19 protein-coding genes are annotated in these 26,240 nt (G+C 35.1%); 18 read left to right on the plus strand and 1 reads right to left on the minus strand.

Annotation, left to right across the window (positions count from 1 at the left end):
• The first annotated feature begins 197 nt into the window (after positions 1-197).
• The 9 genes from DWZ63_RS06660 to DWZ63_RS06700 all read left to right on the plus strand — a co-directional run bounded on the left by DWZ63_RS06660 (position 198) and on the right by DWZ63_RS06700 (position 12,981).
• Positions 198-1,349, plus strand: coding sequence for a DUF4300 family protein (locus tag DWZ63_RS06660; protein WP_118499222.1), 1,152 nt, complete (start codon positions 198-200; stop codon positions 1,347-1,349).
• 183 nt (positions 1,350-1,532) lie between these two features.
• Entirely contained in the window at positions 1,533-3,077 is a 1,545-nt protein-coding gene (gene gpmI, locus DWZ63_RS06665) for a 2,3-bisphosphoglycerate-independent phosphoglycerate mutase (protein WP_118499224.1), read from the plus strand.
• 348 nt (positions 3,078-3,425) lie between these two features.
• The gene (gene secG / locus DWZ63_RS06670; RefSeq protein ID WP_055941376.1) at positions 3,426-3,674 is read left to right on the plus strand and encodes a preprotein translocase subunit SecG; all 249 of its coding nucleotides are present in this window, start codon (positions 3,426-3,428) and stop codon (positions 3,672-3,674) included.
• Positions 3,675-3,984: 310 nt separating this feature from the next.
• A complete protein-coding gene (rnr, locus tag DWZ63_RS06675; RefSeq protein ID WP_118499226.1) occupies positions 3,985-6,702 on the plus strand; it encodes a ribonuclease R in 2,718 nt (905 codons plus the stop codon).
• Between the two features lie 12 nt (positions 6,703-6,714).
• The gene (gene smpB / locus DWZ63_RS06680) at positions 6,715-7,179 is read left to right on the plus strand and encodes an SsrA-binding protein SmpB (RefSeq protein WP_022013474.1); all 465 of its coding nucleotides are present in this window, start codon (positions 6,715-6,717) and stop codon (positions 7,177-7,179) included.
• 412 nt (positions 7,180-7,591) lie between these two features.
• Positions 7,592-8,449, plus strand: a complete 858-nt coding sequence (locus DWZ63_RS06685; RefSeq protein WP_147353205.1) for a PRD domain-containing protein — start codon at positions 7,592-7,594, stop codon at positions 8,447-8,449.
• 397 nt (positions 8,450-8,846) lie between these two features.
• Positions 8,847-10,460, plus strand: a complete 1,614-nt coding sequence (gene ptsP / locus DWZ63_RS06690; RefSeq protein ID WP_055941379.1) for a phosphoenolpyruvate--protein phosphotransferase — start codon at positions 8,847-8,849, stop codon at positions 10,458-10,460.
• 143 nt (positions 10,461-10,603) lie between these two features.
• A complete protein-coding gene (locus tag DWZ63_RS16105) occupies positions 10,604-11,461 on the plus strand; it encodes a glucose PTS transporter subunit IIA (RefSeq protein ID WP_055941381.1) in 858 nt (285 codons plus the stop codon).
• A gap of 290 nt (positions 11,462-11,751) precedes the next feature.
• On the plus strand, positions 11,752-12,981 hold the full coding sequence (locus DWZ63_RS06700; RefSeq protein WP_055941383.1) for an HD domain-containing phosphohydrolase: 1,230 nt from the start codon (positions 11,752-11,754) through the stop codon (positions 12,979-12,981).
• A gap of 15 nt (positions 12,982-12,996) precedes the next feature.
• Here the strand turns inward: DWZ63_RS06700 and DWZ63_RS06705 are convergent, their stop codons facing one another.
• A complete protein-coding gene (locus DWZ63_RS06705) occupies positions 12,997-13,338 on the minus strand; it encodes a helix-turn-helix transcriptional regulator (RefSeq protein ID WP_055941385.1) in 342 nt (113 codons plus the stop codon).
• Between the two features lie 316 nt (positions 13,339-13,654).
• Here DWZ63_RS06705 and DWZ63_RS06710 point away from each other — a divergent pair, with 316 nt between their 5' ends.
• From DWZ63_RS06710 to DWZ63_RS15540, 9 genes are all read left to right on the plus strand, one after another.
• Positions 13,655-13,858, plus strand: a complete 204-nt coding sequence (locus tag DWZ63_RS06710; RefSeq protein ID WP_022013480.1) for a hypothetical protein — start codon at positions 13,655-13,657, stop codon at positions 13,856-13,858.
• 42 nt (positions 13,859-13,900) lie between these two features.
• On the plus strand, positions 13,901-15,739 hold the full coding sequence (locus DWZ63_RS06715) for a phosphoadenosine phosphosulfate reductase family protein (protein WP_082440596.1): 1,839 nt from the start codon (positions 13,901-13,903) through the stop codon (positions 15,737-15,739).
• Between the two features lie 3 nt (positions 15,740-15,742).
• Positions 15,743-16,660 (plus strand): DUF4007 family protein, encoded by a 918-nt coding sequence (locus DWZ63_RS06720; protein ID WP_118499230.1) that lies wholly within the window; start codon positions 15,743-15,745, stop codon positions 16,658-16,660.
• A 68-nt stretch (positions 16,661-16,728) separates the two neighbouring features.
• Positions 16,729-17,382 (plus strand): hypothetical protein, encoded by a 654-nt coding sequence (locus DWZ63_RS06725; protein WP_118499232.1) that lies wholly within the window; start codon positions 16,729-16,731, stop codon positions 17,380-17,382.
• Positions 17,340-20,513 carry a hypothetical protein gene (locus DWZ63_RS06730; protein ID WP_118499234.1) on the plus strand — a complete coding sequence of 1,058 codons (3,174 nt, stop codon included), beginning with the start codon at positions 17,340-17,342 and terminating at the stop codon, positions 20,511-20,513. Before DWZ63_RS06725 ends, DWZ63_RS06730 begins: the two co-directional genes overlap by 43 nt.
• A gap of 23 nt (positions 20,514-20,536) precedes the next feature.
• Positions 20,537-21,706 carry an aminotransferase class V-fold PLP-dependent enzyme gene (locus DWZ63_RS06735; protein ID WP_118499236.1) on the plus strand — a complete coding sequence of 390 codons (1,170 nt, stop codon included), beginning with the start codon at positions 20,537-20,539 and terminating at the stop codon, positions 21,704-21,706.
• Positions 21,707-21,803: 97 nt separating this feature from the next.
• Complete coding sequence (locus DWZ63_RS06740) at positions 21,804-24,101, plus strand: DUF262 domain-containing protein (protein ID WP_118499238.1); 2,298 nt, start codon at positions 21,804-21,806, stop codon at positions 24,099-24,101.
• A gap of 460 nt (positions 24,102-24,561) precedes the next feature.
• A complete protein-coding gene (locus tag DWZ63_RS06750) occupies positions 24,562-25,881 on the plus strand; it encodes an aspartate kinase (RefSeq protein ID WP_055941395.1) in 1,320 nt (439 codons plus the stop codon).
• A gap of 127 nt (positions 25,882-26,008) precedes the next feature.
• The gene (locus DWZ63_RS15540; protein ID WP_147353206.1) at positions 26,009-26,203 is read left to right on the plus strand and encodes a hypothetical protein; all 195 of its coding nucleotides are present in this window, start codon (positions 26,009-26,011) and stop codon (positions 26,201-26,203) included.
• The last annotated feature ends 37 nt before the right edge of the window (positions 26,204-26,240 follow it).

Below are 26,240 nucleotides of genomic sequence, written 5' to 3' on the forward strand. Positions count from 1 at the left end.
GAGTATGTTTATGTCTTTTGATACGGCATTATTATATAACAATATTTTAAATATTACTATATCAATTTGAAAAATGGATTAAATTTGTTTAAATGTAATAAAATCTTAATTGTATTTTTCTTCTTTATGCTATAGAATAACTTCTGCATTGTACTTGTTGATAATAATTATTATTTTAAGAAAGGCGGATTATAATTATGAAAAAAAGAATTATAGCTGTTATGTGTATTATTTTGTCGATTGGTTTATTGTTTGGAGAAAGCGATACTAATGCTTCTACAAAGTCTCCGTTGATATATGCCGGCAGCGAGAATATTACAGGCGGTAAATATACACTTGGTCAAAAATCAAAACTCAGACTTAACATAAAAAATAAAAAACAGTATAAAAAAATAACATTCAAAACTGAAAATTTCAAAAAAATTAAAATAGATAAAAAAGGAACTGTTACGGCAGGAACTTCTAATGGTACAGGCAATATTACAGTAACTGGAATAACAAAAGATGGAAAAAAATATAATTCACATCTAAAAGTAACGGTTACTGATACTCTGGGAAAATATTCAAATCTTACTGATTTAAATACACAAAATGAAGTGAAAAAATATCTCATTGATGCCGGTGTTTCAAAGAAAAATGTAGAGGCGTGGCTGAAAGATGTGAATGAATATAATAAGACTATTAAAAATACCAGTCTTGTGAAAAAAGGATATAAAAAACTTGGTCTTAATGTACCAGTGTATAATGACACTAAAATAGCGGAGTACTGGTCAAAGAAGTATAATATGTTTATCGGATATAATTGTCGTATAACTGCATTTGATCTTTTAAAAGATTATGTGAAAATAGGAAAAAATGTAAAGACGGATACAACTGAATTGTTCATGGATAGTGATGCGTTGAAAAATTCACCTTATCAGAAATATAACAAAAAAGATACAAAGAAGTTTGAAGCATTATATTCAAGTGTTAATACTGTTTATTCGACTAATACAGATAAACATATTAGTGTTTTCAAAAAATATCGAAAAAAGAATGATATTAAATTTGCCAATGATAAGACTAAGGCATCTCTTATAACAGTTGTTTTTCATTCCAGCTTCAGTAAAAAAGAGAATGAACTTTTTATAGGTCATGCAGGGGTACTTGTGCCGTTAAAAAATAAAAAATATATTTTTATAGAAAAACTTTCGTTCCAGTCACCATATCAGGTTATTAAGTTTGAATCAAAACAGCAGCTTAATGAATATCTTATGAGGATGTATGATACGGAATGGGGACAGGATACAGCTAAACCATTTATTATGGAAAATAATGATGTTTTATCATGTTATCATTCTGTACGATAATACAGATGTGACAAATGAGAGGAGAAACTTTAGCAAAAGGGTGCAAAAATGTTTCCTTTGACTTCCTGTATTAAATAATGTATAATTTGTTGTCGGATAAAAATGTAACTACTTTAAATGTGATGTAGGGAAAATTTTTTGAACCTATATCAAAATATTTTTTATAAAGAAAGGATAACGATTATGAGTAAGAAACCGGTTGTATTGATGGTACTTGATGGTTATGGATTAAATGATAAGACAGAGGGAAATGCTATCGCACAGGCAAAGACACCTGTTATGGACAAACTTATGAAAGAGTGTCCGTTCCAGAAAGGAAATGCAAGCGGACTCAGCGTAGGACTTCCGGATGGACAGATGGGTAACTCAGAAGTTGGTCATATGAACATCGGTGCCGGACGCATCATTTATCAGGAACTTACACGAATTACAAAAGCTATTGAAGAGGGAACATTCTTTGAAAATAAAGCATTACTTGCAGCAGTTGAGAATGCAAAGAAAAACAATTCAGCTCTTCATCTTTTTGGACTTCTCTCAGATGGTGGTGTGCACAGCCACAATACACACCTTTATGGACTTTTAGAACTTGCAAAGAGAAATGGTCTTGAAAATGTATATGTTCATGCTTTCCTTGATGGTCGTGATACAGCACCTACATCCGGAAAGGGCTTTGTAGAGGAACTTCAGAAAGAGATGGACAAAATAGGTGTCGGTAAGATTGCATCTGTACATGGACGCTATTATGCAATGGACAGAGATAACAACTGGGACAGAGTAGAAAAGGCATATAATGCACTTGTAAAGGGTGAGGGTGTTAAGGCTGATGATGCTGTAAAGGCAGTAGCAGACTCATATGCACAGGGTGTAAATGATGAGTTCGTTGTTCCAACAGTTATTGAGGAGAACGGAAAGCCTGTTGCAACTATAAAGGCTAACGATTCAGTTATCTTCTTTAATTTCAGACCTGACCGTGCCCGTCAGATTACACGCACTTTCTGTGATGAAAGTTTTGACAAATTTGAGAGAGCAAACGGATTTATGCCTCTTACATTTGTATGCTTTACAAATTATGATGAGACTATCGGAAACAAACTTATTGCATTTGAGAAAGAGAGTATTGAAAACACATTTGGTGAGTTCCTTGCAGCACATGATATGACACAGCTTCGTCTTGCTGAGACAGAGAAATATGCTCATGTAACATTCTTCTTTAACGGCGGTGTTGAAGAACCAAACAAAGGTGAGGAGCGTTCACTTGTAAAATCACCTTCAGTTGCTACATATGATCTTAAGCCTGAGATGAGTGCACCTGAGGTAAGTGAGAGACTTAATGAAGCTATCGCATCAGATAAATATGATGTTATTGTTATCAACTTTGCAAATCCTGACATGGTCGGACATACAGGAGTTATCCCGGCAGCGGTAGCAGCAGTTGAGAAAGTTGACGAGTGTGTCGGAACAGCAGTAGAGGCAGTTAAAAAAGCTGACGGAGTATTATTTATCTGTGCAGACCACGGAAATGCAGAGCAGATGGTAGATTATGAGACAGGAGCACCATTTACTGCTCATACAACAAATCCTGTTCCGTTTGTTCTTGTAAATTATGACGATGCTTACACACTGAGAGAGGGCGGATGCCTTGCAGACATAGCACCTACACTTATCGAGATTATGGGACTTGAACAGCCAAAAGAAATGACCGGAAAATCACTTCTTATAAAAAAATAGTAAGTAACTGTTGTAACAGTTCAGCCTTTCATTTCTTCATTCATAAACCTGCCAGTAAACTGTCAGTCGCTGCTATGCAGCTTTTGTATATTTCATTTTAGAAATGAAAGGCTATTCTACCATAAAAAGAGAATTTGGCATACAATGAACAAGTTCATTGTATTACCAATTACTTTTTATGGCTGAACTGTTACCAAATAGAAAAAATATATTGAAATATATGTAACATTATGATAGACTAGATTAGTACAGTGTTTTTTGCTGTACTAATCAGTTTATGACAATAATCTTTATGTCAGGGCATGAAATTTATTGTTTGAGTTTTAGTTGAATGGAGGAGCATAGTCGATGATTAAGACAATTCATGGAATTTTATTGATTCTATACATTATCGTATGTGTTGCACTTACAGTTGTAGTTATTCTTCAGGAAGGCAAGCAGGCAGGACTTACAGGAGCTATCAGCGGAGCAGCAGAGTCTTATTGGGGAAAGAATAAAGGTCGTTCTATGGAGGGCGGACTTGTTGTAGCTACAAGAGTTCTTGCAGTATTATTTGTTTTGATTTCACTTTTATTGAATCTTAGTATTTTTTCATAATAGTAACAGTTCAGCCAAAAAAAGATAAGTCAATAATACACGAGCTTGCTCGATGTATTATTGGCTTGTTTTTTTGGGCGGAATAGCCTTTCATTTATAAATGAAATAAACATAAGCTGCGTAGCAGCGGCTGACAGCTTGCTGGCAGGTTTATGAATTTATTAAATGAAAGGCTGAACTGTTACCCGCAATATTATTTTATCCCACAAAATGATTGTTTCATCATGGATTATAGGATATAATATATATTAAGATGTTATTGTGAAAATCATTTTTCACATAACTGAATTGAGCAATAGGGGGTGTTTGTATGAATAGAGAAGTTTTAAACAGTAAAAAAGAGATGATTCTTGAATTTGTTAATTCAAAAAGTTATAAACCAATGTCAACAAAAGAGATGGGAGTTGTCTTACAGGTTCCGGCAAAGGAAAAGAAAGATTTCAGGGCAGTTCTTGACGAATTGTATAGCGAGGGAAAGATACAGCTTGATCTTAAGGGAAAGATAAAACCGCTTTCTGAGGATATTTTTGTTGGAAAATTTATGGGCACTCAGCGAGGTTTTGGCTTTGTTCGTGTTGAGGGAGATGACGAAGATATATTTATCCCTGCACACAAGACCAGAGGAGCAATAGATGGAGATACGGTTCATGTAGTTATTGATGACAAAGCACATGGAAAAAGGCGTGAAGGTGAGGTTATATCCATTGTTGAGCGTGGAACAGATATTCTCGTTGGGACATATTCAAAGAGTAAGAGCTTCGGGTTTGTTGTACCTGACAATCAAAAGTTTGGCAGGGATATTTATATTCCAAAAGCTGAGAGCAAAGGTGCGATAACAGGACATAAGGTTGTTGTTGAGATTACCGATTATGGAAGTGATACGACAAATCCTGAGGGAAAGATTCTTGAAATAATCGGTCACATAAATGACCCGGGGGTAGACATTTTATCAATAATAAAGGCTTACGGACTTCCTGAGGAGTATCCTGATGAGGTTATGGATCAGGTTGAAAAGATAGAGGATGAGGTAGCAGAGGAGGAGAAGAACGGAAGAAGCGATTATAGAAATCTGCAGATGGTAACAATCGATGGTGAGGATGCAAAAGACCTTGATGATGCCGTATCACTTACAAAAGAGAACGGTATATATCATCTTGGTGTTCATATTGCAGATGTATCAAATTATGTCACTGAGTCTTCTCCACTTGACAAGGAAGCCGTTAAGAGAGGTACGAGTGTTTATCTTGTAGACAGGGTCATACCTATGCTTCCGCATAAACTGTCAAATGGTATCTGCTCGCTCAATCAGGGAGTAGACAGACTTGCACTTTCATGTATGATGGATATAAATGATAAGGGTGAGATAGTAAAACACAGCATAGAAGAAAGCGTTATAAATGTAGACAGGAGAATGTCCTACACAAGTGTTCATAAGATAGTCGAGCTTGAAGATGAGGAAGAACAGGAGAAGTACAAAGAACTTATACCTATGTTTGAACTCATGTATGAACTTGCTGGTATATTAAGAGAGAGAAGATTTAAGAGAGGTTCTATTGATTTTGATTTCCCTGAGAGCAAGATAATTCTTGATGAAAAGGGCAAGCCGGTAGAGATAAAAGAATATGAGAGAAACAATGCAAACCGTATAATCGAGGAGTTTATGCTTGCTGCAAACCAGACAGTGGCAGAGGAATATTTTTGGCAGGAACTTCCGTTTGTTTATCGTGTTCATGAGGAGCCTGACGAGGAAAAAATAAACAAGCTCGGAGTTTTTATAGAGAATTTTGGTTATACTTTAAAGGTAAACTCAGACGGTGAGATTCACCCAAAAGAGATACAGAAGCTTATAAAATCCGTTGAGGGAAAGCCGGAAGAAGCACTTATAAGCAGACTTGCACTTCGCTCAATGAAACAGGCAAAATATATGACGCAGTGCGGAGGACACTTTGGTCTTTCGATGAAGTATTATTGTCATTTTACATCACCTATCAGAAGATACCCTGACCTTCAGATACACCGTATTATAAAGGAAAATATTCATGGACAGATGAATGACAAGAGGATAGGTCATTATAATCAGATACTTCCAGAAGTTGCGGAGGCTGCAAGCAGGCTTGAAAGGAGAGCTGACGATGCAGAGCGTGAAGTTGAGAAGCTGAAAAAAGCTGAGTACATGGAACAGTTTATCGGACAGAGCTTTGATGGTATTATATCAGGCGTCACGACATGGGGAATGTATGTTGAACTTCCAAATACTGTTGAGGGAATGGTAAGAGTTGCCGACATTCCGGGAGATTATTATTATTTTGAGGAAGAAAAGTACAGAATGGTAGGCGAGCATACAGGAAAGTCATATAAACTCGGTGAACCGATAAGGATAACTGTCTCAGCAGTTGATAAACTTACGAAAACAATAGACTTTACCGTATGTGAAGATTATGAGCTTTCAGATGGTGATTCCGAAAATGATGATGGTAATATTGTAGATAAAACTATAAAAAATAAAGAGTCTGATAATAGTTCATTAGTCAGTGGTGATGAAAAAGAGCCTGAAAGCAGAAAAAATGAAAGAAAATCAGCAAAGAGCCAGAGCCGTAGAGTTGTGGGAAAGTCAGACTCAGAGAGTTTAAGATCTTCTGAAAGAGAAAAGATTGCAAAAGGAAAGAAACGCAGAAATGTAGAAAAGTCTGATTCATCAGCAAATGAACATAGAAGAAAAACTTCAAAAAGTTCAGAAAGCCGAAGCAGAAGAGATTCAGAGAGAAAATCTAAGATGGTTTCAAAACCAAAGAATAAGGCTGCAGCAAGAGCAAAGCAGAAGGCTGTTATGGAAGCGAAAGAAAAAGCATTAAAGGCATTTGAGTACAGAAAGAAAAAAGCTAAAAAGAAAGCCGCTAAAGCAGCCGCTGAAGCAAAGATAGAGCATGAGGTAAAGAAACTTACCGGTGCAGCTAAAAAGAGAGCCTTAAATAAGGCAAAAAAGAAAGCAAAGAAAAAAGCAAAACAGGCAAAAAAATTAAAGAAGTAAATAGAGGTAGTTATGGCTAAGCAGACAAAGAAACTTATAGCAAACAATAAAAAAGCATATCATGATTATTTTATTGAAGATAAGTATGAAGCCGGAATATCACTTGCGGGAACTGAGGTTAAGTCACTCAGAATGGGGAGATGCAGTGTAAAAGAAGCTTTTATACGAATTGAAAAAGGAGAAGTTTATGTCTACAATATGCACATCCCTGCATATGAGAAAGGAAATATTTTTAACAAAGATCCGTTAAGAGTGCGTAAACTTCTTCTTCACAAAAGTGAGATACGAAAAATTGAAGGTCAGATAGCACAGAAAGGTTATACGGTCGTGCCGCTCAGTGTCTATTTTAGCGGAAGTCTTGTCAAAGTTGAGATTGGTCTTGCAAAAGGTAAAAAATTGTACGACAAGAGACAGGACATAGCAAAGAAAGACCAAAGGCGTGAGGCAGAGCGTAAATTTAAAAATCTTCAATTTTAGTATATAAGAACTAATGAAAAATAATGGAGCTTTATTTGCCAATCTGAAATAGACTGTCAGACAAGGCATAAATAAGTAAAGAAAGTTTTATTGGTAAAATTGCATAAAAAAATAGCTTAAAATTTATACAAAACAGCAAAAATACAAAAAACACTTGACGAATCATATTTACGATAGTAATATATTGGCAACGAAACAAGTTGCGAAAGCGAACTGGATTGTTACTGATTGTATATCATACATATTAGGCAAGACTGGGTTGCACCGTTTGATAATGAACGTAGTTTATATATTACTATTGTTTAGGTATAGGTGTGATGCAGTTTTTTTGATTTCATTTTTTTAAAGTTTATTTTCTTTTTGAATTGAAAAACTCGGTGAAAATTTTGCTGTTTTGTCCGGGGGAAGAAAGGTGAAAATCTTAAAAGTTATAAATAACAATGTTGTAAGTGCCTGTGATGATAAAGGCAAAGAGATAGTTGTTATGGGAAAAGGTTTAGGCTTTGGTAAGAAAAACGGAGATATTCTTGACGAGTCAAAGATTGAGAAAAAGTTTTCGATGCCTGATGAGAGTGTCAGCAGACTTGAAGAAATATTAAAGGATATTCCTTATGAGTATGCTCAGGTTGCAAATCGTATAATAGCGATGGTAAAAGAAAAGTTTGATATGAAACTCAGCAAGATAATTTACATAACGCTTACCGATCATTTAAATTTTGCGATTACCCGTTTTAAAAAAGGTATTGAAGTTGAAAATGCACTTTTATGGGAAATCAAAAGGTTTTATCAAAAAGAATTTGAAGCCGGAAAAGAAGCTCTTGAAATCATAAAAAAAGAACTTGGGATTGAGCTTTCAGAAGATGAGGCAGGATTTTTTGCAATCCATATATTAAATGCCCAGATCGATGCTGATATGATGCAGACTATAAATATTCCGGGGATTACAAAAGATATTGTAAATATAGTAGGATATACATTTGGACGAGAACTTGACAGAGAAAGTTTATATTATGAGCGTTTTATTACTCATCTTAAACACTTTCTTGCGAGGGTTGTAAAAAATGAAACATATGGTGAAGATGCGAATGACAGACTCGCCATAATTGTGAAAGACGAATTTCCGAAAAGCTACAGATGTGCATTAAGGATAAGAGATTATCTCAAAGTGAGCAAGAAGTATAATGTATCTTTGGAGGAAATATCGTATCTTACCATTCACATTCAGAGACTTTCAGGTGAAGGTCAGAAAAATATTCACAAGGAAAGCTGAAATATTAAAATATTATCAGCTATGCAGTGTGAATTATACCATGAAAAGTGAATTTAAAGTCACGTTAGTAACTGCAAATTAAATATAAACACACCTGTTAGGGATTGTTACATTCAGTTGGCGAAACCCGGACACGAAACTTTTAACTTTTATTTTGAATAAACATATTAAAGAATATAAATATTAAGTATGTGAAAAAATATAGTTAGTTTTGTGTCCGGGTTTTAGTTTTTATGATGATAGTTTGAAAAATCCATATATGCAGGATTTTATCGTTAAAAATCCGATTTTTCAAACATAAGATTTGTGTTTGTGCACACTTGATACAAATCTAAGGTGTGAAATATATCATATTTCATATTATGTACAAAAAATGTGTGCAGAAAAGAGGGTCATTATGAAAGAGTATTTTGGAAAGAAAATTTTTGGCGGTATTGCAATAGGAAAGATTAGTTTTTATTCAAAAAATCAGAATGTTGTTGTTAGAAAGAAAACAGAGGATTCTGAGGGTGAGATTGCAAGATATGAAGCAGCAAGGGAAAAAGCGATTGAGCAGCTTCACGGACTTTATGAGAAAGCATTGAAAGAAGTCGGAGAGATGAATGCAGAGATTTTTGAGGTTCATGCTATGATGCTTGAGGATGATGATTATAATGATTCAGTAAAAAATATCATCACTTCACAGAAAGTTAATGCTGAGTATGCGGTTGGAGTTACCGGTGATAATTTCTCAGAGATGTTTGCAAATATGGAGGATGATTATTTCAAGGCTCGTTCTGCCGATGTAAAGGATATTTCGGAGAGAGTTATCTCGATTCTCTGTGGAAAAACAAGTGACAGTGATATAGGAGATGAACCGGTTATAGTTGTTGCTGATGACCTCGCTCCTAGTGAGACGGTTCAGATGGACAAGACAAAACTTCTTGCATTTGTCACAAAGTTTGGTTCTTCAAATTCACATACGGCTATCCTCGCAAGGACGATGGGAATACCTGCACTTATCGGTGTTGATATTGACGAGGAGTGGAATGGAAAGACAGGTATCATTGACGGTTTTGAGGGCAAACTTATTGTAGAGCCTGATGAAGCTGCTATGAACGATTATGTAAAGAAGCAGGAAGCCGCAAAAGAGCAGAAAAAACTATTACAGAGTCTTAAGGGAAAAGATACAGTAACAAAGTCAGGAAAACAGATAAAATTATACGCAAATATCGGAAACCCGTCAGATCTTGCAGCAGTCGTTCAGAATGATGCGGCAGGAATCGGACTTTTCAGAAGTGAGTTCCTTTATCTTGAAGCAAGTGATTATCCGACGGAGGATGAGCAGCTTAAGGCTTACAAACAGGTGGCAGAGACAATGGCAGGAAAGAAAGTTATAATCCGTACGCTTGATATAGGAGCAGACAAGCAGGCAGATTATTTCAATCTTGAAAAAGAGGAAAATCCGGCAATGGGTTACAGAGCAATAAGAATCTGTCTTACCAGAGAGGAAGTATTTAAGACACAGCTTCGTGCTTTATACAGAGCAAGTGCATATGGAAATATCGCTATCATGTACCCTATGATAACATCTGTTGACGAAGTAAGGAGAATAAAAGAAATCTCAAAACAGGTAAGGGAGGAACTTGTTGCAACAGGAGTTGAGATTGGCGAAGTTGAGGAGGGAATCATGATAGAGACCCCGGCAGCCGCCATTATAAGTGACCTTCTTGCAAAAGAAGTTGACTTCTTTAGTATAGGAACAAATGATTTGACACAGTACACACTTGCTATAGACCGTCAGAATTCAAAACTAGACGAGTTTTACAACCCACATCACGAGGCAATTCTCAGAATGATTAAGATGGTTATCGACAATGCACATAAAGAGGGAATCTGGGCAGGAATCTGCGGAGAACTCGGTGCCGACACAGAGCTTACGGAGAGATTTGTTGAGATGGGAATAGATGAGCTTTCTGTTTCACCGGCTTGTGTACTTCCAATCAGAAAGATTGTAAGGGATATGGATTGATTGTTTTAGATAAATAATGCAATGTGATTTTAGAATGTAATAATCTAAAAATTGAAATATAAATAATGGACTGATGATGATAGTGTAAGTTCATAATATTTATTTTACTTTGCAAATAGAGTGAAAATATAGAGGATGAAGTTATGGATTATAAGAAAGCAGCGGAAGAAGTGCTGGAAAAAATAGGAGGGAGCGATAATATAATCTCAGTGGCACATTGTGCCACGAGATTAAGAATTGTTACCGGCGACAACTCAAAATACAGTAAAAAAGCAGTTGAAAATATAGATGGTGTAAAAGGTGTGTTTGAGGCTTCGGGACAGCTTCAGATAATCTTTGGAACAGGTGCGGTAAACAAGGTATATGATGAATTTATAGCACTTGTACATATATCCGGAGGAACAAAAGAGGATGTAAAGGCGGCAGGTGATATAAAAAATATTACTGCGGTAAATCGCAGTGCATCCGGTAAGGCGGAAACAGCAAATGATACGATAGGTGAACAAAAAACAGTTACGGCAGAAAACAACAGTTCAACTGGAGATAATGCAGTAAAAGAGATTTATTCACCATTAAAGGGCGAGGCTGTTAAGCTTTCAAAAGTTCCTGATGACACATTTGCAAATGAAATCCTCGGAAAAGGAATGGCAGTTATTCCAGGCGATGGGGTGGTCGTATCACCGGTTGACGGAGAGGTTTCGACTTTATTTGATACGCTTCATGCCATAGGAGTGACTGGGGATAATGGACTTGAACTTTTGATCCATGTTGGAATAAATACGGTTGAGCTTGAAGGAAAATATTATAAAGCACTCGTAAAAGAGGGTGATAAAGTTACGAAAGGACAGCCATTACTTAAATTTGATATAGAGGGAATCAGAAGTGCAGGATATAATACGGTCACACCTGTTATTATCACAAATTCAGATGAGTATGAGAGCGTTGAGCAGGTTGCAATAGGCGATGTTGAAAAATCAGCACTTGTTATGAATGTGCGGTAAGAAGATTATTTTAGAAGGTATTGTGGATATGGCAGATAACGATTACAGATTAAAATGTATGGAATAAACAAAGATTGTATAGATAAAGGCAGCACCGAAAGTGTCGATAGTGAAATTTTGAGTTGTATTAAAACGAAAAAGTGTTAAAATAGAAAATATAGATAAATATAAGACCATATTGTAAAATAATATGGTCTTATATTTTAGGAAAATCAGATAATGATGTAAAAAACCAAAGCGTTTTATATGTTTTTGGTTATAACTGGTGTTGATAATGAGAGGAAAAGAGAATGGAAATAGATATAATAGGATTGTTAAGTGCATTTTCTTTTGCACTTGACTGTGTGGAAGCAGAGTTGATCCATGTTACTTCAAATCATGGAAAAAGAGTGGCATATATGAGTGTCTGCATGGCAGAAAAGATGGGGGTGTCTGATGATGCATTGCGAGATCTTGCGGCATGTGCACTTCTTCACGACAATGCCCTTACACAATATATAAATGAAGAATTTTATAGTGATATATCCAATATTGATACATTGAAAGTAAGTAGTGATGACATAACTCCGAGACAGCTTGGTATGCATTGCATATACGGTGAGAAAAATCTCGAAAAATATCCTTTTAAAACAGGTGTAAAAGATGTTATATTATATCATCATGAAGAAGCGGATGGTTCAGGTCCTTTTGAAAAAAAATGGACAGAAGTTCCTCTGTTTGCAAGGATAATACATTTTAGTGATATGCTAGATGCATTTTGCAAGGCACAGAAATTTGATGAAGATGTTTTTAACAAAGCGGTCCATTTTATTGAGAAAAATAAGGACAAAAGATTTGACAGTGAAGTGACGAAGATGTTCTTTGATGCCTTTGATAAAGAGGAGTTTAGCAGACTCGGTGATGAACATATTGAGGAATATTTCTGGGAAAAGGTACCATGTGAAAAGAGTTTTTATTCTTTTAATGTGTTAAAAGACCTTGCAGATCTGTTCGCAAAGATAATCGATTACAAGTCAGAATTTACGAGCAGACATTCTCTCGGAGTGGCAAGAACGGCTTCAAAAATTTCAGAGATAATGGGATATGATAAGGTTATCTGCGATAAGATGTATCTTGCGGGAACATTGCATGATGTAGGAAAAATTGCAATAGGAAATGAGATACTTGAAAAGCCTGCAAGACTTACGGATGAAGAATTTGCTAAGATGAAAAACCATGCCGGTTATACATATATGATATTATCCAAGGTTGATGGTTTTGAAGAGATAAGGGATATTGCTGCATTTCATCATGAAAGGCTTGACGGCAGCGGTTATCCGTTTGGTAAAAGGGCAGACGAATTAACTACACTTCAGAGGATAATGGCGTGTGCCGACATATATCAGGCATTGACGGAAAAAAGACCGTACAAAGATGGGATGGATCACGATAAGGCTTGTGAAATTTTAAAAGATATGGCAGATAAAAACTGGATAGATAAAAATATCACGGAAGTTATCTGCCATACAAAAGAATTATAAAAATATCAAAAAATATCAGCTTTTAAGGTCGAGCAGTTTGTCTATGGCAGGCTGCAGAGCCTTATTTTTTCTATAGGCATCAACAAGATCACGTTCTTTAAGTGAGTAAGTTGATGTTTCGTTTATTTTTTTCTTGGAATATCCGAAAGTTCCCAATACATCAGTGATACGGTAAAATTTGCAAAGATATAGAAGTATATCAGCATCCGGTTGTGTCTGACCGCTTTCCCAGCCGTAAATTGTTTTATTTGCAACAGAAATTCCACATTCATCGAGATATGCGGCAACATCATCTACGGACAGATTGTTTGATTTTCTATAATATTTTAGCATTTTTGCTATAACAGGATTTTTCATTTTCAACCTCATTTCTTTATATAAATTTTGGCATTACCGTCTACAGAGTGTAGTCAGTAATATGTTTGTACTTGTCGGATAAGTTACGCATATCCTAATAGTATATTAAAGTTCATTTTATTTTTCTAATTATTATTCAGCGGTTGTTTTCTGAATATTCTTTATAGATAGTATCAAAACAAAAACAACAGTGTCAAGAATATGGAAAATATTCTTGAAATATAAGAAAACATATGGTTGAATTTCTTTTAAGACAAGTATATAATGGATATACTATATATACAGTTCTTGGAAAACAAGAAAATGAGGTGCAAAAATGGAAGAAATAAGAGAAGAAACAAAAGCTCAAAAAGAAATAGCAGCCTATATCAGCAGAAACAACATATCTGCATCGGAGGTTGCAAGGAAAACAAAAGTGGATGTAGGACTTCTGACCGGAAAGGCAGAGAGGAAGATGAATGCATCTGAAATGCTTTCAGTTTGTGCATATTTGGAAATCGAACCGCTTAGTTTGATATAGAAAACACAATAAAAATAAAATTATATAAGAATGGGGTACGATATGATTTTTTATAAGTGTTATGGAAATCACGATAAAAATAAGGATATAGATGTAGATAAACTTCCTGAAAAGGAAAGAAAATATTATGTATTTGATATAAACAATAATAATGACATAGTGCGTGACAATGATGATTATGACAGAAATATAGAATGTCCTATATGCCGCAGCAGAAAACATCTTGTAGTAGAATCAATACTTTACTGGTGTAATGAGTGTAAGGTGCCGTTGTATGAGCAGGTATGCGGATGCTGTGGAAAAAAGGGGAAAAAGTTTGTAAAAGACTGCCGCATCGTATTTCCGGAAGAAAAGGTGCTGCTTGAGATACTTCTTGGAAAAGAGCAGGGAGAACTTGACAATGTGTCCGTATGGAATGGAAACGGAAATATCTATTATGCTGACGGGAAAAATATGAAGCTTAAGATAAGTGAGCTTATAAAGCAGGAAACGGAAAATATACGTACTTTATATAATGAAAGAGTTCAGCATATAAATACGGATTTTTTTGAGCAGATGGTAAAAAGATTTATTACCGCCAATAAAAAGAGGTTTGATGATATAGATGATGATGCCATGGTTCAGATAAAGAAAAAAGTTAAGGATTATGATGACAGGGAAATTTTTGTGTCATTCAGCGGCGGAAAAGACTCAACGGTAGTTGCGGATTTAGTTAAGAGAGCAATGGGAAGACCGGATATATGCCATATATTCGGAGATACGACACTGGAGTTTCCTGAGACGGAAAATTATATAAAAGAATATAAAAGGCATAATCCCAAAGCACTTATCGTTTCATCGAGAAATAAGGATAAAAATTTTGAGGAGCTGTGTGGTATAGTCGGACCTCCGAGCAGGGTTATGAGGTGGTGCTGCACGATTTTTAAGACAGGTGCGATAAACAGAAAGATAGAGACGATATATGCCAACAAGACAAAAGTTTTATCATTTCAGGGAATAAGGAGAAGTGAGTCAAACAGCAGAAATAAATATGACAGGGTTTCAGAGTCATCAAAGATAAGCAAACAGGAAGTATGTGCACCTATCATATCGTGGTATGACTTTGATGTATGGCTTTATATCATGACGAGAGGAATCATATTTAATAAAGCCTACAGGCTGGGTTATTCGAGAGTAGGCTGCTGGTGCTGCCCAAATAACAGTTCATGGTCGGAGTTCTTATCAAAAATACATATGAAAGAACAATATGAAAAATTTCATGCGATGCTTATTGATTTTGCAAAAAGTGTTGGAAAGAAAGACCCGGAGGTGTATGTGGACAGCGGAAACTGGAAAGCGAGACAGGGCGGCAACGGAGTGAAATTTGCCAAAAATTCTATTGTGAATTTCGAGCGGTGCGTAAAGGAGGAACTGGCATTCAACTATGAACTTACGAGAGAGATAACACCGACATTATACGAGCTGTTTAAGCCATTTGGAAGAGTTGTTGAGCAGCTTGGAGACAAAAGACTTGGTGAAGTCTATGTTGTTGATGCAAATAGCGTAGCAGTTTTAAGGCTTCAGGGAAAAATCGGAACAAAAAAACTCAAAATAATAGTGGACCATCCGGAACTTATGCGTGCTAAAGATGCAGAAGAAGCAAAAAGAAAACTTGACTGTCAGATTACAAAATATCAGATGTGTCTCGGATGCAGGGCGTGCGAGAGCGTGTGCAGATTTAGTGCCATTAAAGTGAGGTCTTTTGCAAATGACACAAATACCGTGGCTGACAAGATGGCAGATTATCATATTGATGATGATAAGTGCAGGAGATGTCAGGAGTGTGTGGGTCATTTTTCGGTTGGTTGTTATATGAGAAAGGTACTGTCAATAAAAAGGTGATATATGGAAGATAAGATTACATTAAAAGGGAATGGAAGTTTTTATATAAGAGAGGGCTGGCTTACAAAAGGACTTGTAGAGATAGAGAAAAATCCTGAACTTTTTTCAAAAAAGTATTTTGAGGGGGCAGACGCATTAGGTGTTGGTTCAGTTATGGCAAAATCAATAAAATACTGGCTTATGGCAGCAGGACTTATCGTAAAAAAAGCAGAGCAGTCACCGGTAAAATATGATATTAAAAAGGGAAGTTTTATTTCAAAATGCGGCAAGCTTATTCTTGAAAATGACAAATATATTGAAAATAAAGATACACTTTGGATAATCCATTATAATATCGCATCAAACTATAAAGATGCGACTATGTGGAACTTGTTTTTTAACAGTGTCAGCGAAGAAAGATTTAACAGGAGAGAATTTGAATTTATGATGGAGGAGGAGCTTGAAAAGAGGGGGCATGGACAGGGTTCATATTCTGAGAGGTCACTATCTAATGACTGTGCGGTGCTTCTTCAGATGTATCTTGATGACAACAGGGAGAGAAACCCGGAAGAAAAAATGCATTGTCCGCTTGCAGAACTTCATCTGCTGACAAAAACTAATGATAAGTACAGCAGAAATGAGATAAAAGAACAGGATATAAGCAGTCTCGCCGTATTGTACGGAATATGCGGCTACTTAGAAAAGGCAGGACTTATTGAGGAAAAGGAAAGAACGAGCGTAAGCATTGAAAATCTGCTTGAGGATGAAAATAGTCCGGGAAAAATATTCGGGATTAACAGGATAACATTAAATGACTGTCTCGATGTATTAGAACAGGACGGCTATCTTAAGATAGACAGGACAGCAGGACTTGATACTGTTTATTTTGAGGAGAGTTCAATCAAAACCAGAGAGAAAGTCATGGAACAGATTTATAAATAAATGTACTCTCGGAATCTTCTGAACGAAGAATTTCGAGAGTACATATAAAGGCTCAGGAGGGAACACAGATGATATTAAAAGATGTCATAAAATTAGATGAGAGATTTCAGACATCTGTAAACATAAGATTTGATATTGATAAGATAAGTAAGATAGATGAATTTATACCTGCAAAAAGTACATTAAATGTTTTGGAGTCATATTTAGAAAATATATTTGAAAAGAAAAATAATAAGTCAACACTTCTTGTAGGTCCTTATGGAAAAGGAAAATCACATCTTTTGCTGGTGCTTCTTGCACTTTTGCAAAACAGAAATGATAAGAAATGGGAAAATTCAATAACACGATTTTATGAAAAGATAAAAAAGCAAAATAAGAGACTTGCCGCCTGTATCGAAAAAAATATTTTATGTGGCAGAGAAGATAAAAAAAGGTATCTTCCTGTGATAATAAGTTTCGGCAGGTCATCACTTGAAAATTCATACAGACTTGCACTATTTCAGGCATTAGAAAGGGAGAAAATAACTAATCTGATGCCAGATTCAATATACGATGAAGTGCTTAAAAAGACTGAGTCATGGAAAAAAGATTATCCTGAAACATATGAAAGATTTACAAAAAATCTGGAAAATGCAGGGTATGAGGTTGAAAAGTTTGCGAGCGATATAAAAAAAATATTTTGCCGGCACTTGAAGTTTTTAAGAAGATATATAAAGAGTTGACGGCAGGTGGAGAGTTCAATCCGCTGCTAGAAAATAACATTCCAAAGATATATGAAAATGTTGCCTATGAACTCAAAAAATACGGCTTTGACGGAATGATAATAGTATTTGATGAGTTCAGCAAATTTATTGAGGGCGAGGACAGCAGAGAGACATCAAAAGATATGGAGCTTGTGCAGTCAATGTGTGAACTTTGCAATGCGTCAAAAGAGCCTGATATACGCCATATTTTTGTGACACACAAAAGTATAAAAGAGTATGGAAGATTTTTATCAACACAGATATTAAATTCGTTTAAAGGTGTTGAGGGACGATTAAGCGAAGTGGTTTTCAGGACTAATGCACAGAATTATTATGAGCTTATGATGAATGTCATACATAAAGATGAAAAAAACATGGGGACATATTATAAAGAGTATGGAATTGACACTGTTAAGATTACGGAAAGAACCTACAACATGACAAATATGTACACCATATTTGATAAGAAAGATTATGAAAATATAATAGTAAAAGGGTGTTTCCCATTAGCACCGCTCACTGTTTATACTCTTGTAAAGATAAGTGAAAAAGTCGGTCAGAATGAGAGAACGGTATTTACATTTATGTCAAATGATGAGCCGAACACACTTGCAAGATTTGTAAAAAATCATACCGAAAACAGCGATACGCTTGTATCAGCGGACATGATATTTGACTATTTTGGCTATATTTTTGAAAAGGACATATCAAATGAGAGATGCCACAGGGAGTATATAAAAGCGAAATATCTTATCAGGAAATGTGAGAAAGAACAGGCTGACAATGGCGGCGAGGGCTTCTATGGAGATAAACTCTATGATTATATGAAAAAGATAATAAAGTCTGTCGCACTATTAAATATGTTAAATCAGACAGAACTTGTGGCAAACGATAAATGTCTTATCTGCATGGTATGTTTAGAGGAAAATAAAAATCTGTATGAGGCTGCAAAAAAAGCACTTACAGACGGTGGCTATTTAACTTACAGGCGAAGAAGCGACAGCTATGTATTCAGGATAAATACGGATGCAAACTTTGAAAAAGAGATAGAAAAAAGAATAAATAAAATAAAATGCAGTCAGAGCGAAGTGGTGGAATGTTTTAGAAAAACAACTGAGAGACGATTTGAACTTCCAAAGGAATATAATGATGAAAAGAAGATGACAAGATATTTTGAATACTGTTTTGAGTATGGAAAAAAATTAGAAAATACTAAATATCTGAAAAAACGCATAGAAGAATTATCAAAGGAAAACTTTTCGGATGGCAAGATAATCTTAAGTATGGGAGAAGCTGACAGAGAAAAAATAGAACAGAATTTAAAGGAACTTGAAAATGAGAGAATAGTTGTCATATGCCCTGCTGAAAGTGTGGATTTCACGGACAATATTAAAAAATATTATGCCATAAATGATATAAGAAATGATGAGGAATATCTAAAAGAAAATGAAACAGCGTTGGAGGAGGCTTATTTTTGTCTTGATGATGTTGTATTTGAGATAAACCGCAAGATAAATGAACATTATATGCCGGGAACAAATAATGCAATATATTTTTATATGCAGAAAAATGGTGAGAAAAAAGCGGAACTTAAAAAGAATGACAATATAAATACAAACCGCAAATTGCAAAAGATATTGTCTTCGATATGCAGCGATTATTATGGAAAAACACCGTGCATAAACCATGAGCTGATAAATAAAAATGATATATCTTCACAGATAAAAAAAGTCAGAAATGAGATAATGCACAGACTGCTTTCAAATGAGGATATGAGCGAATGGGACGATGGAAAAAGTGCAGAAGCGACTATATACAGGGCAGTTCTTAAAAATAAGGGACTTATCACTTATGATGATGAAAATGCGGATAGTCCGGAAAAACAAGATGATGATATAGCAGAACTTCTTGACAAAATAAGAAAATTTATAAAAGACAGTGTCGGAAATAAAAACTGTTTTTCGGAGTTATATAAGAGTCTTAAAGGTAAGGATTTTGGTGTGAGAAACGGGGTCATACCGATATATGTCGCATACTGTCTGTCGGGAAAGATAGGGACTCCGCTCGTATATTATGACAGGATTGAAAACGAAATCTCGGCACAGATACTTTCAAAAGCCGATGAAGAACCGGAAAAATGCTATTTATATATTGAGAGAAATGATGGAGAAAAAGAGGAATATCTCGAAAATATTATAAAGATATTTGATATATGGCAGAGCACAGATGAAGTTTTGACACAAAAAACTCAGATGCTCTCGCCTATGAAAAAGCTGAGAATGATAACAAACGGATTGCAGCAGTGGTACCGTTCACTTTCGGGATATTGCAGATATGTCTCACTTGACATATGCAGTGAAGATAAAGTGGAGAATGAAAAAAACTGGATTTATTCAAAATGTGATTTATTTAGGAATGACCTTGCCGGAAATATCGAGAGTGCAAGAGAATATCTGTTTGAAAGTCTGCCAAAACTTACAGACTCAGCCAAAGACGGAAATGTCGATTATAAAAAGTGTGTTTCTGAGATTGTAAAAATAAAGTCAGAGATTGAAAAAATGTATGACAAACTGGTTGATAAATTAAGTACAATGATAAAACAGCAGTTGTCAGATGAAAGCAATGTCTCTGTTATATCTCTCAGAACGGTATTTGAGAGATGGACGGAAAAAAATGAGGAAAAAATATCACAATTAAAAGATTCTGGCGTAGTATTTGAATATTGCGTGGAAACGCTTATCAGATATGTGACTAAAAACAGTGAAGAAGATGAAGAAAAAATAATAAATAAAATATCGGACGGTCTTATCGGACTGGCACTTAGAGATTATAAGGATGGCACGGCAGAGATATTTGAAAAAGAACTTGAAAAAGCGGTAAAAGAGCTTGAACGGACACTGAAAAAAGAAAATACGACTGATAACGCAGTTTCATTTACGATGGATACGGCAGACGGAAAACAGGTAAAATGCAGTCTTTCAGAGTACGATGAGTCGCCGGCAACTGACATTATCGAAAATCAGTTGAGGGAAGTGCTTGGCGAAAATGAATATGATAAGAGTGCACAGGTAAGTGCCATACTTAAAATATTAGGCGAGATAGTAGGTTGATGTGAAATACAAGGGGGAAGAAAATGTTATATTTTGATAATGCGGCAACGACATATCCAAAACCTGAACAGGTTTATAAAGAGATGGACAGGCTCACAAGAGAGTGTGCCGTAAATTCAGGCAGAGGAAGTTATAAAAAGGCAGAAAATGCAAGTGCGGTAATAAACGAAACAAGAAAAAAAGTATCAGAATTTATGGGAGCGGAAAATGCGGAGGATGTGATATTTACATCCTCTGCGACAGAAGCTGCAAACAGGGTTTTGCGTGGATATGGCTTTGAAGAAAATGTGACTGTATATGTGTCACCGTATGAGCATAATGCCGTTATGAGAACGCTTGAAGCATTAAGAAAAGAAAAAAAATTTAAGATAAAAGTGCTTGAAACTGACGAAAAAGGTTATTTGAATTTAGATGATATAGAGTATCAGTTTATGTGTGATGAGCCTGACTTTGTCTGCATAAATCTTGCGAGCAATGTGACAGGCTATGTGCTCCCGGCGGAGCGTGTTGCAGACATGGCAAAAGAGTACGGAGCCATCGTGCTTGCAGATGCGGCACAGGCAGCAGGAAACATAGAGATAAATTTAAAAGAAACAAACATAGACATATTGATATTTGCAGGCCACAAATCAATGTATGGTCTTTTCGGAGTGGGCGGATTTATAACAAACAGCAGGATATTTGACCGTGACAAAAACATTACACCGGTAATATTCGGTGGAAACGGAGAAGACTCTCTAAATCTTGAATTATCAGAAAGAGGGATTTCCAGATACGAAGTGGGAAGTCCTAATATCGCAGCAATAGGAACATTAAAAACAGCCATAGATACAATAGAAAAAGATTTATCGGAAACACAGGAAAGAGAAAACAGGCTGCTTAAATATCTGATAGAAAAATTAGAAGATATTGACGGCATACATATATTTCAAAAGCCGGAAACAGAAGAAGAATTTCAAAATCACATAGCAGTGCTCTCGATAGGATTTGAAAAATATATGTCAGACGATGCCGGCACGATATTGGACGGCGAATACGACATAGCCGTGAGGACAGGGTATCACTGTGCACCGCTTGTGCATGATGTGATAGGGAGTAAGCGGTATGGCGGAACGGTCAGGATAAGTATGGGGCGGTTTACGACAAAAGAGGATGTGGATGAGCTTGTGGCAGCGGTAAGGGATATGAGGTAGGACAAAGGAGGATGAAGAGATGAGTGAGAATATGTAAAAGAATAGAAGATGAAACTTATTGATTAATTATAAAAAATGAACAAAGGAGATAGCTAATATGAATCTTAAAGATGCAGGTATATATGATTTGACAAATATTTTTAAAGGTAAGGCAACAGATGCACATGGAGCTTCTCAGGGAAGCGTAATAAATAATAAACCGCGGTTTATAAATATTCCGGCATATCAAAGACCGTATCGTTGGAAAGCCGAAAATATAGAAAGATTATTTCAGGATTATGCCGAAAATAATGAGGAATATTTTCTGGGTTCTGCCGTTGCTGTAGAAAAAAGCAAAAAAGATGGGAGTATAGAATTTGATGTTGTGGATGGACAACAAAGACTTACGACATTATATTTACTTAATTATATAAGGTATTTATTGAGAAGAGAGTATACATTGTTTAAACTTAAAAATCCATATCAGCCCAAGGCGAGTGAGTTATGTGAAAAATTAAAGGAATGTTATGTTAATTTGATAGGAAGAAATATAGAGCCATTTGAATATATAATTCATAAAATAGAAGAATTGTCTGAACATGAGGAAATGGATCCTAATAGCAGAGTTGATAAATTGGTTTCATGTTATGAAGAACAGTTATGTATTGCAAAAATGAAGAGTACTTATGAAGAAACAATTAATGAGAGATTATATCAGGCACACAAATTTTTAGACGACGAGAAACTATGTTTAAAATATTCGCGTTCCAGATATGATGATATTTTAAAAAAAGCTCTTTGTAATGTTGTTTTAAACAATGTGCCTAATACAACAGATTATGAATTACAGGTTATGAGAGAGTATAAGGATGAGGAATTTATTCATAATTACATAACAGCATTAAAAACTATATTTAATGAGATATGGGGGAGAGCAAAGTTAAATGTAGATAAAGATGCAGATATAATGGAAAAATGTGGAAAGGCTATTGAATTGGCTGATGAAATAGTTGAAAATATGTCATTATGTATTGTTTTGACCGAAAATGAAAATGATGCAAATAAATTGTTTGAAGTATTGAATGACAGAGCATTGGAAGTAGAAGATTTGGAACTTATAAAAAATCATTTTTATAAGGAGTACTGTACAAAATCCAATGATACAGATGAAAAAAAAGACAATGTTATTACGGAATTAGATGAATTATGGGCTGATAAGATTTTTTGTGGTAATGTTGATTATCAAAACAAGCTTATTTCATACTTGGCAGCAGTATATTTAACTTGTGATAAAGAATTAAGCTATAAAGATGGTGCTAAATTGAAAGATGCAATAGAAAAGAAATATTCGTCAGTAAATTATTCTTTAGAGGAAAGAACATATACAGATAAAGAAATATTGTCGGATTTTAATGCCTATTATGCTGTGAAAATAATATTAGAAAATTTTGGTGTGAAAGCAAAAAAATTAAATGAGATTTCGCTGAGAGCGGAACAGGAAGATAAATCAATTACATATAAAACATTACATTTACTAAATGCACTTAAATATCATGCTGTTATACCTGCATTAACAAATGTGATAATTGCATCATATGCAAAAAATCATTCGTTAATAGATGAAGATTTTGGTATGAAATTTAAGAATTATATTTGTGATTTGATTGAGGATAAGAATCATAGCATTGATGAATATAAAAATATTCATCAATGTGCATATATGCTTTGGATTGCTTCTTTGAAAGCGAAAGATTATAATATACCAAGACAAATAGCTAAGAGAATTATAGAGAAAAACGGTCGTGTAGGTTTTTGTTATGACTATATGGATTTTAAAGGTGATGAAATTAATAATTTAGATGAAGAACTTGAAATTTGGCTTAATAATTGGACATTCAATAATAAGAAAACATTTGCAATAAAGGTATTGATGTTAAATCTTTTATTGAGTCAGAGGTTAGAAACTGAAGATGGTTATAAAGCTGACACATTTACAATAAATATTAACTCAGCTTTAACTTACAAAATGGATGCAGGAAGATTGCAATTGGACCATTTAGAAGCAAATATAATTAATCGTGTAAATTCACAAAGTTACTATTTATCTGATGATATAGAAAAAAGACAGAAAGATGTAAATGGATATATTGGTAATTTTATGATACTTGATGCAGTTGACAATAACCAAAAAAACAATGTTCCATTAAAAAATGCAATGGAGTATTACAAAAGGATTGAAAAGAGTTGGTTGGTAGATGATATAGAATGTATGATAAAAGATGAAGAATATTTTGATTTAGAAAGACAAATTCCTAAAGAAGAATTTTTTAGAGAGAGAACAAAAAGATTAAAGTGTTGTTTTAAAGCATTTTTGAGAAAAAAATTAAATGATACACAGGTGACTATTAGATTTTGAAAATTAAGATATAGCAACAACAGGGACATAAATATTTTATGGCATTTATGTCCCCGTTTAAATGAAATCCAACTTTATTCACAAAATTCATAAATCAAATTTATATCCCTACAGCTCTGGAAATCTCCGCAAAATTTATAAACAGGTCTTCATATATATTAACCTTTACAACCGACTCAAAAGTATAAGGAACATTTAGCAGATTTTCCTCATCTGTTTGATATTTGGCAAGGGGCATAAGACTTTTAGTCTCATACATTTTATTATAATACTTTGTTATAGAGAAAATTTCAACATTTTCCTTTCGCTCCCCCTTTTCAAACCGCAGATTTTGTGATAAATTATAAAGCATTGATGGAATTACCTATTTAAAGGTGATTTTGATGATAAGCAGGTGAAAGGTGCACTATCATTTACCATCATCATAAACTTATAATAAAGAATATGTGAGGAGACAAAAATGATTAAGGTAGTAAAATTTGGTGGAAGTTCTTTGGCAAGTGCAACTCAGTTTGCAAAAGTTGGAAACATTATCAAAGCCGATCCTGAAAGAAAATTTGTAGTGCCAAGTGCACCGGGCAAGAGAAATTCAAAAGACACAAAAGTCACAGATATGCTTTATGCGTGCTATGATCTTGCAGAAGCAGAAAAAGATTTCTCTAAGGAGCTTAAAAAGATTAAGGAAAGATATGAGGCTATCATAAACGGACTTCACTTAACGCTTTCTCTTGATGATGAGTTTAAGATTATCGAGGAAAACTTTAAGAAAAAAGCAGGTTCACAGTATGCAGCTTCAAGAGGAGAATATTTAAACGGAATCATCATGGCAAATTATCTTGGATATGACTTTGTTGATTCGGCTGAAGTTATCATATTTAATGAGGACGGCTCATTTGATGCAGATACAACTGACAAACTTTTAGGTGAGCGTCTTTCAAAACTTGAAAATGCTGTTGTACCGGGATTTTATGGTGCTACATTAGGCGGTGTCGTAAAAACTTTCTCAAGAGGAGGTTCGGACATTACAGGTTCACTTGTATCAAAGGCAGTTCATGCGACAGCATATGAAAACTGGACTGATGTTTCAGGTTTCCTTATTGCAGATCCAAGAATTATTGATAATCCAAAACCAATTAAGGTTATAACATACAGAGAGCTCAGAGAGCTTTCATATATGGGAGCAAGCGTACTTCATGAGGATTCAGTATTCCCGGTTAGAAAGGCGGGCATCCCTATAAATATAAGAAATACAAATGCTCCCGACGATGAGGGTACATGGATTGTTGAGAGCACTTGTCATCATCCGGCATACACTATCACAGGTATCGCAGGAAAGAAAGGGTTTGTTTCAGTAAATATAGATAAAGACATGATGAATGCGGAGGTTGGATTCGGAAGAAAAGTTCTCAGTGCATTTGAGGAAAATGGCATTAACTTTGAGCATATGCCATCAGGTATCGACACAATGACTGTATTTGTCCATGAGCCTGAATTTGCTGCAAAGGAGCAGGCTGTAATATCAGCAATTAACCGCAATGCACATCCTGACAGCATAGAGATAGAGGCTGATCTTGCACTTATCGCAGTCGTGGGTCGTGGAATGAAATCCACAAGAGGTACGGCTGGTCGTATCTTCTCAGCACTTGCCCATGCAAATGTCAATGTAAAGATGATAGACCAGGGTTCTTCAGAGCTTAACATTATTATTGGTGTAAGTGACAATGATTTTGACACAGCTATCAAAGCAATATATGATATTTTTGTAACTACACAGTTATAAAAATAATAATGGTTAAAAAATCCGGTTGTTTTTTTATTGAAAAATAATAATTCACAGATTATAATGAGCCAAAACAAATCAAACAAACAGGCAAAGGGCTTTATGTTTCCGATGCCTGTTTTTCTTTTTGCAAATTGAGCTAAGATGTGTTTTTAGAAATGCAACACTTCCAAAGATGATATGGGATGGTGTGCGTTCAGAAATAGATCCGACGATAACTTCGATAGCATCAATACTTATAATTACAGTATCTATGGTGATGATAGCATCAGGAATTACGGAATATAAGGCAGAAAATGTAAAGACAGTAAAAGAATTATAGCAGGCTTTATATACCATATTCGTATTATTAGTGACAA

It is taken from the genome of Clostridium sp. AF34-13 (assembly GCF_003477845.1).
GTDB lineage: Bacteria > Bacillota > Clostridia > Lachnospirales > Lachnospiraceae > Butyribacter > Butyribacter intestini.

Excerpts from the sequence above, each read along its gene's own strand:
- gpmI (WP_118499224.1), top strand. The coding sequence starts at position 1,533 with ATGAGTAAGAAACCGGTTGTATTGATGGTACTTGATGGTTATGGATTA.
- ptsP (WP_055941379.1), top strand. The coding sequence starts at position 8,847 with ATGAAAGAGTATTTTGGAAAGAAAATTTTTGGCGGTATTGCAATAGGA.
- secG (WP_055941376.1), top strand. The coding sequence starts at position 3,426 with ATGATTAAGACAATTCATGGAATTTTATTGATTCTATACATTATCGTA.
- DWZ63_RS06710 (WP_022013480.1), top strand. The coding sequence starts at position 13,655 with ATGGAAGAAATAAGAGAAGAAACAAAAGCTCAAAAAGAAATAGCAGCC.
- DWZ63_RS06735 (WP_118499236.1), top strand. The coding sequence starts at position 20,537 with ATGTTATATTTTGATAATGCGGCAACGACATATCCAAAACCTGAACAG.
- DWZ63_RS06705 (WP_055941385.1), bottom strand. The coding sequence starts at position 13,338 with ATGAAAAATCCTGTTATAGCAAAAATGCTAAAATATTATAGAAAATCA.
- rnr (WP_118499226.1), top strand. The coding sequence starts at position 3,985 with ATGAATAGAGAAGTTTTAAACAGTAAAAAAGAGATGATTCTTGAATTT.
- DWZ63_RS06725 (WP_118499232.1), top strand. The coding sequence starts at position 16,729 with ATGATATTAAAAGATGTCATAAAATTAGATGAGAGATTTCAGACATCT.
- DWZ63_RS06720 (WP_118499230.1), top strand. The coding sequence starts at position 15,743 with ATGGAAGATAAGATTACATTAAAAGGGAATGGAAGTTTTTATATAAGA.
- DWZ63_RS06715 (WP_082440596.1), top strand. The coding sequence starts at position 13,901 with ATGATTTTTTATAAGTGTTATGGAAATCACGATAAAAATAAGGATATA.
- smpB (WP_022013474.1), top strand. The coding sequence starts at position 6,715 with ATGGCTAAGCAGACAAAGAAACTTATAGCAAACAATAAAAAAGCATAT.
- DWZ63_RS06740 (WP_118499238.1), top strand. The coding sequence starts at position 21,804 with ATGAATCTTAAAGATGCAGGTATATATGATTTGACAAATATTTTTAAA.
- DWZ63_RS16105 (WP_055941381.1), top strand. The coding sequence starts at position 10,604 with ATGGATTATAAGAAAGCAGCGGAAGAAGTGCTGGAAAAAATAGGAGGG.
- DWZ63_RS06750 (WP_055941395.1), top strand. The coding sequence starts at position 24,562 with ATGATTAAGGTAGTAAAATTTGGTGGAAGTTCTTTGGCAAGTGCAACT.
- DWZ63_RS06660 (WP_118499222.1), top strand. The coding sequence starts at position 198 with ATGAAAAAAAGAATTATAGCTGTTATGTGTATTATTTTGTCGATTGGT.
- DWZ63_RS06700 (WP_055941383.1), top strand. The coding sequence starts at position 11,752 with ATGGAAATAGATATAATAGGATTGTTAAGTGCATTTTCTTTTGCACTT.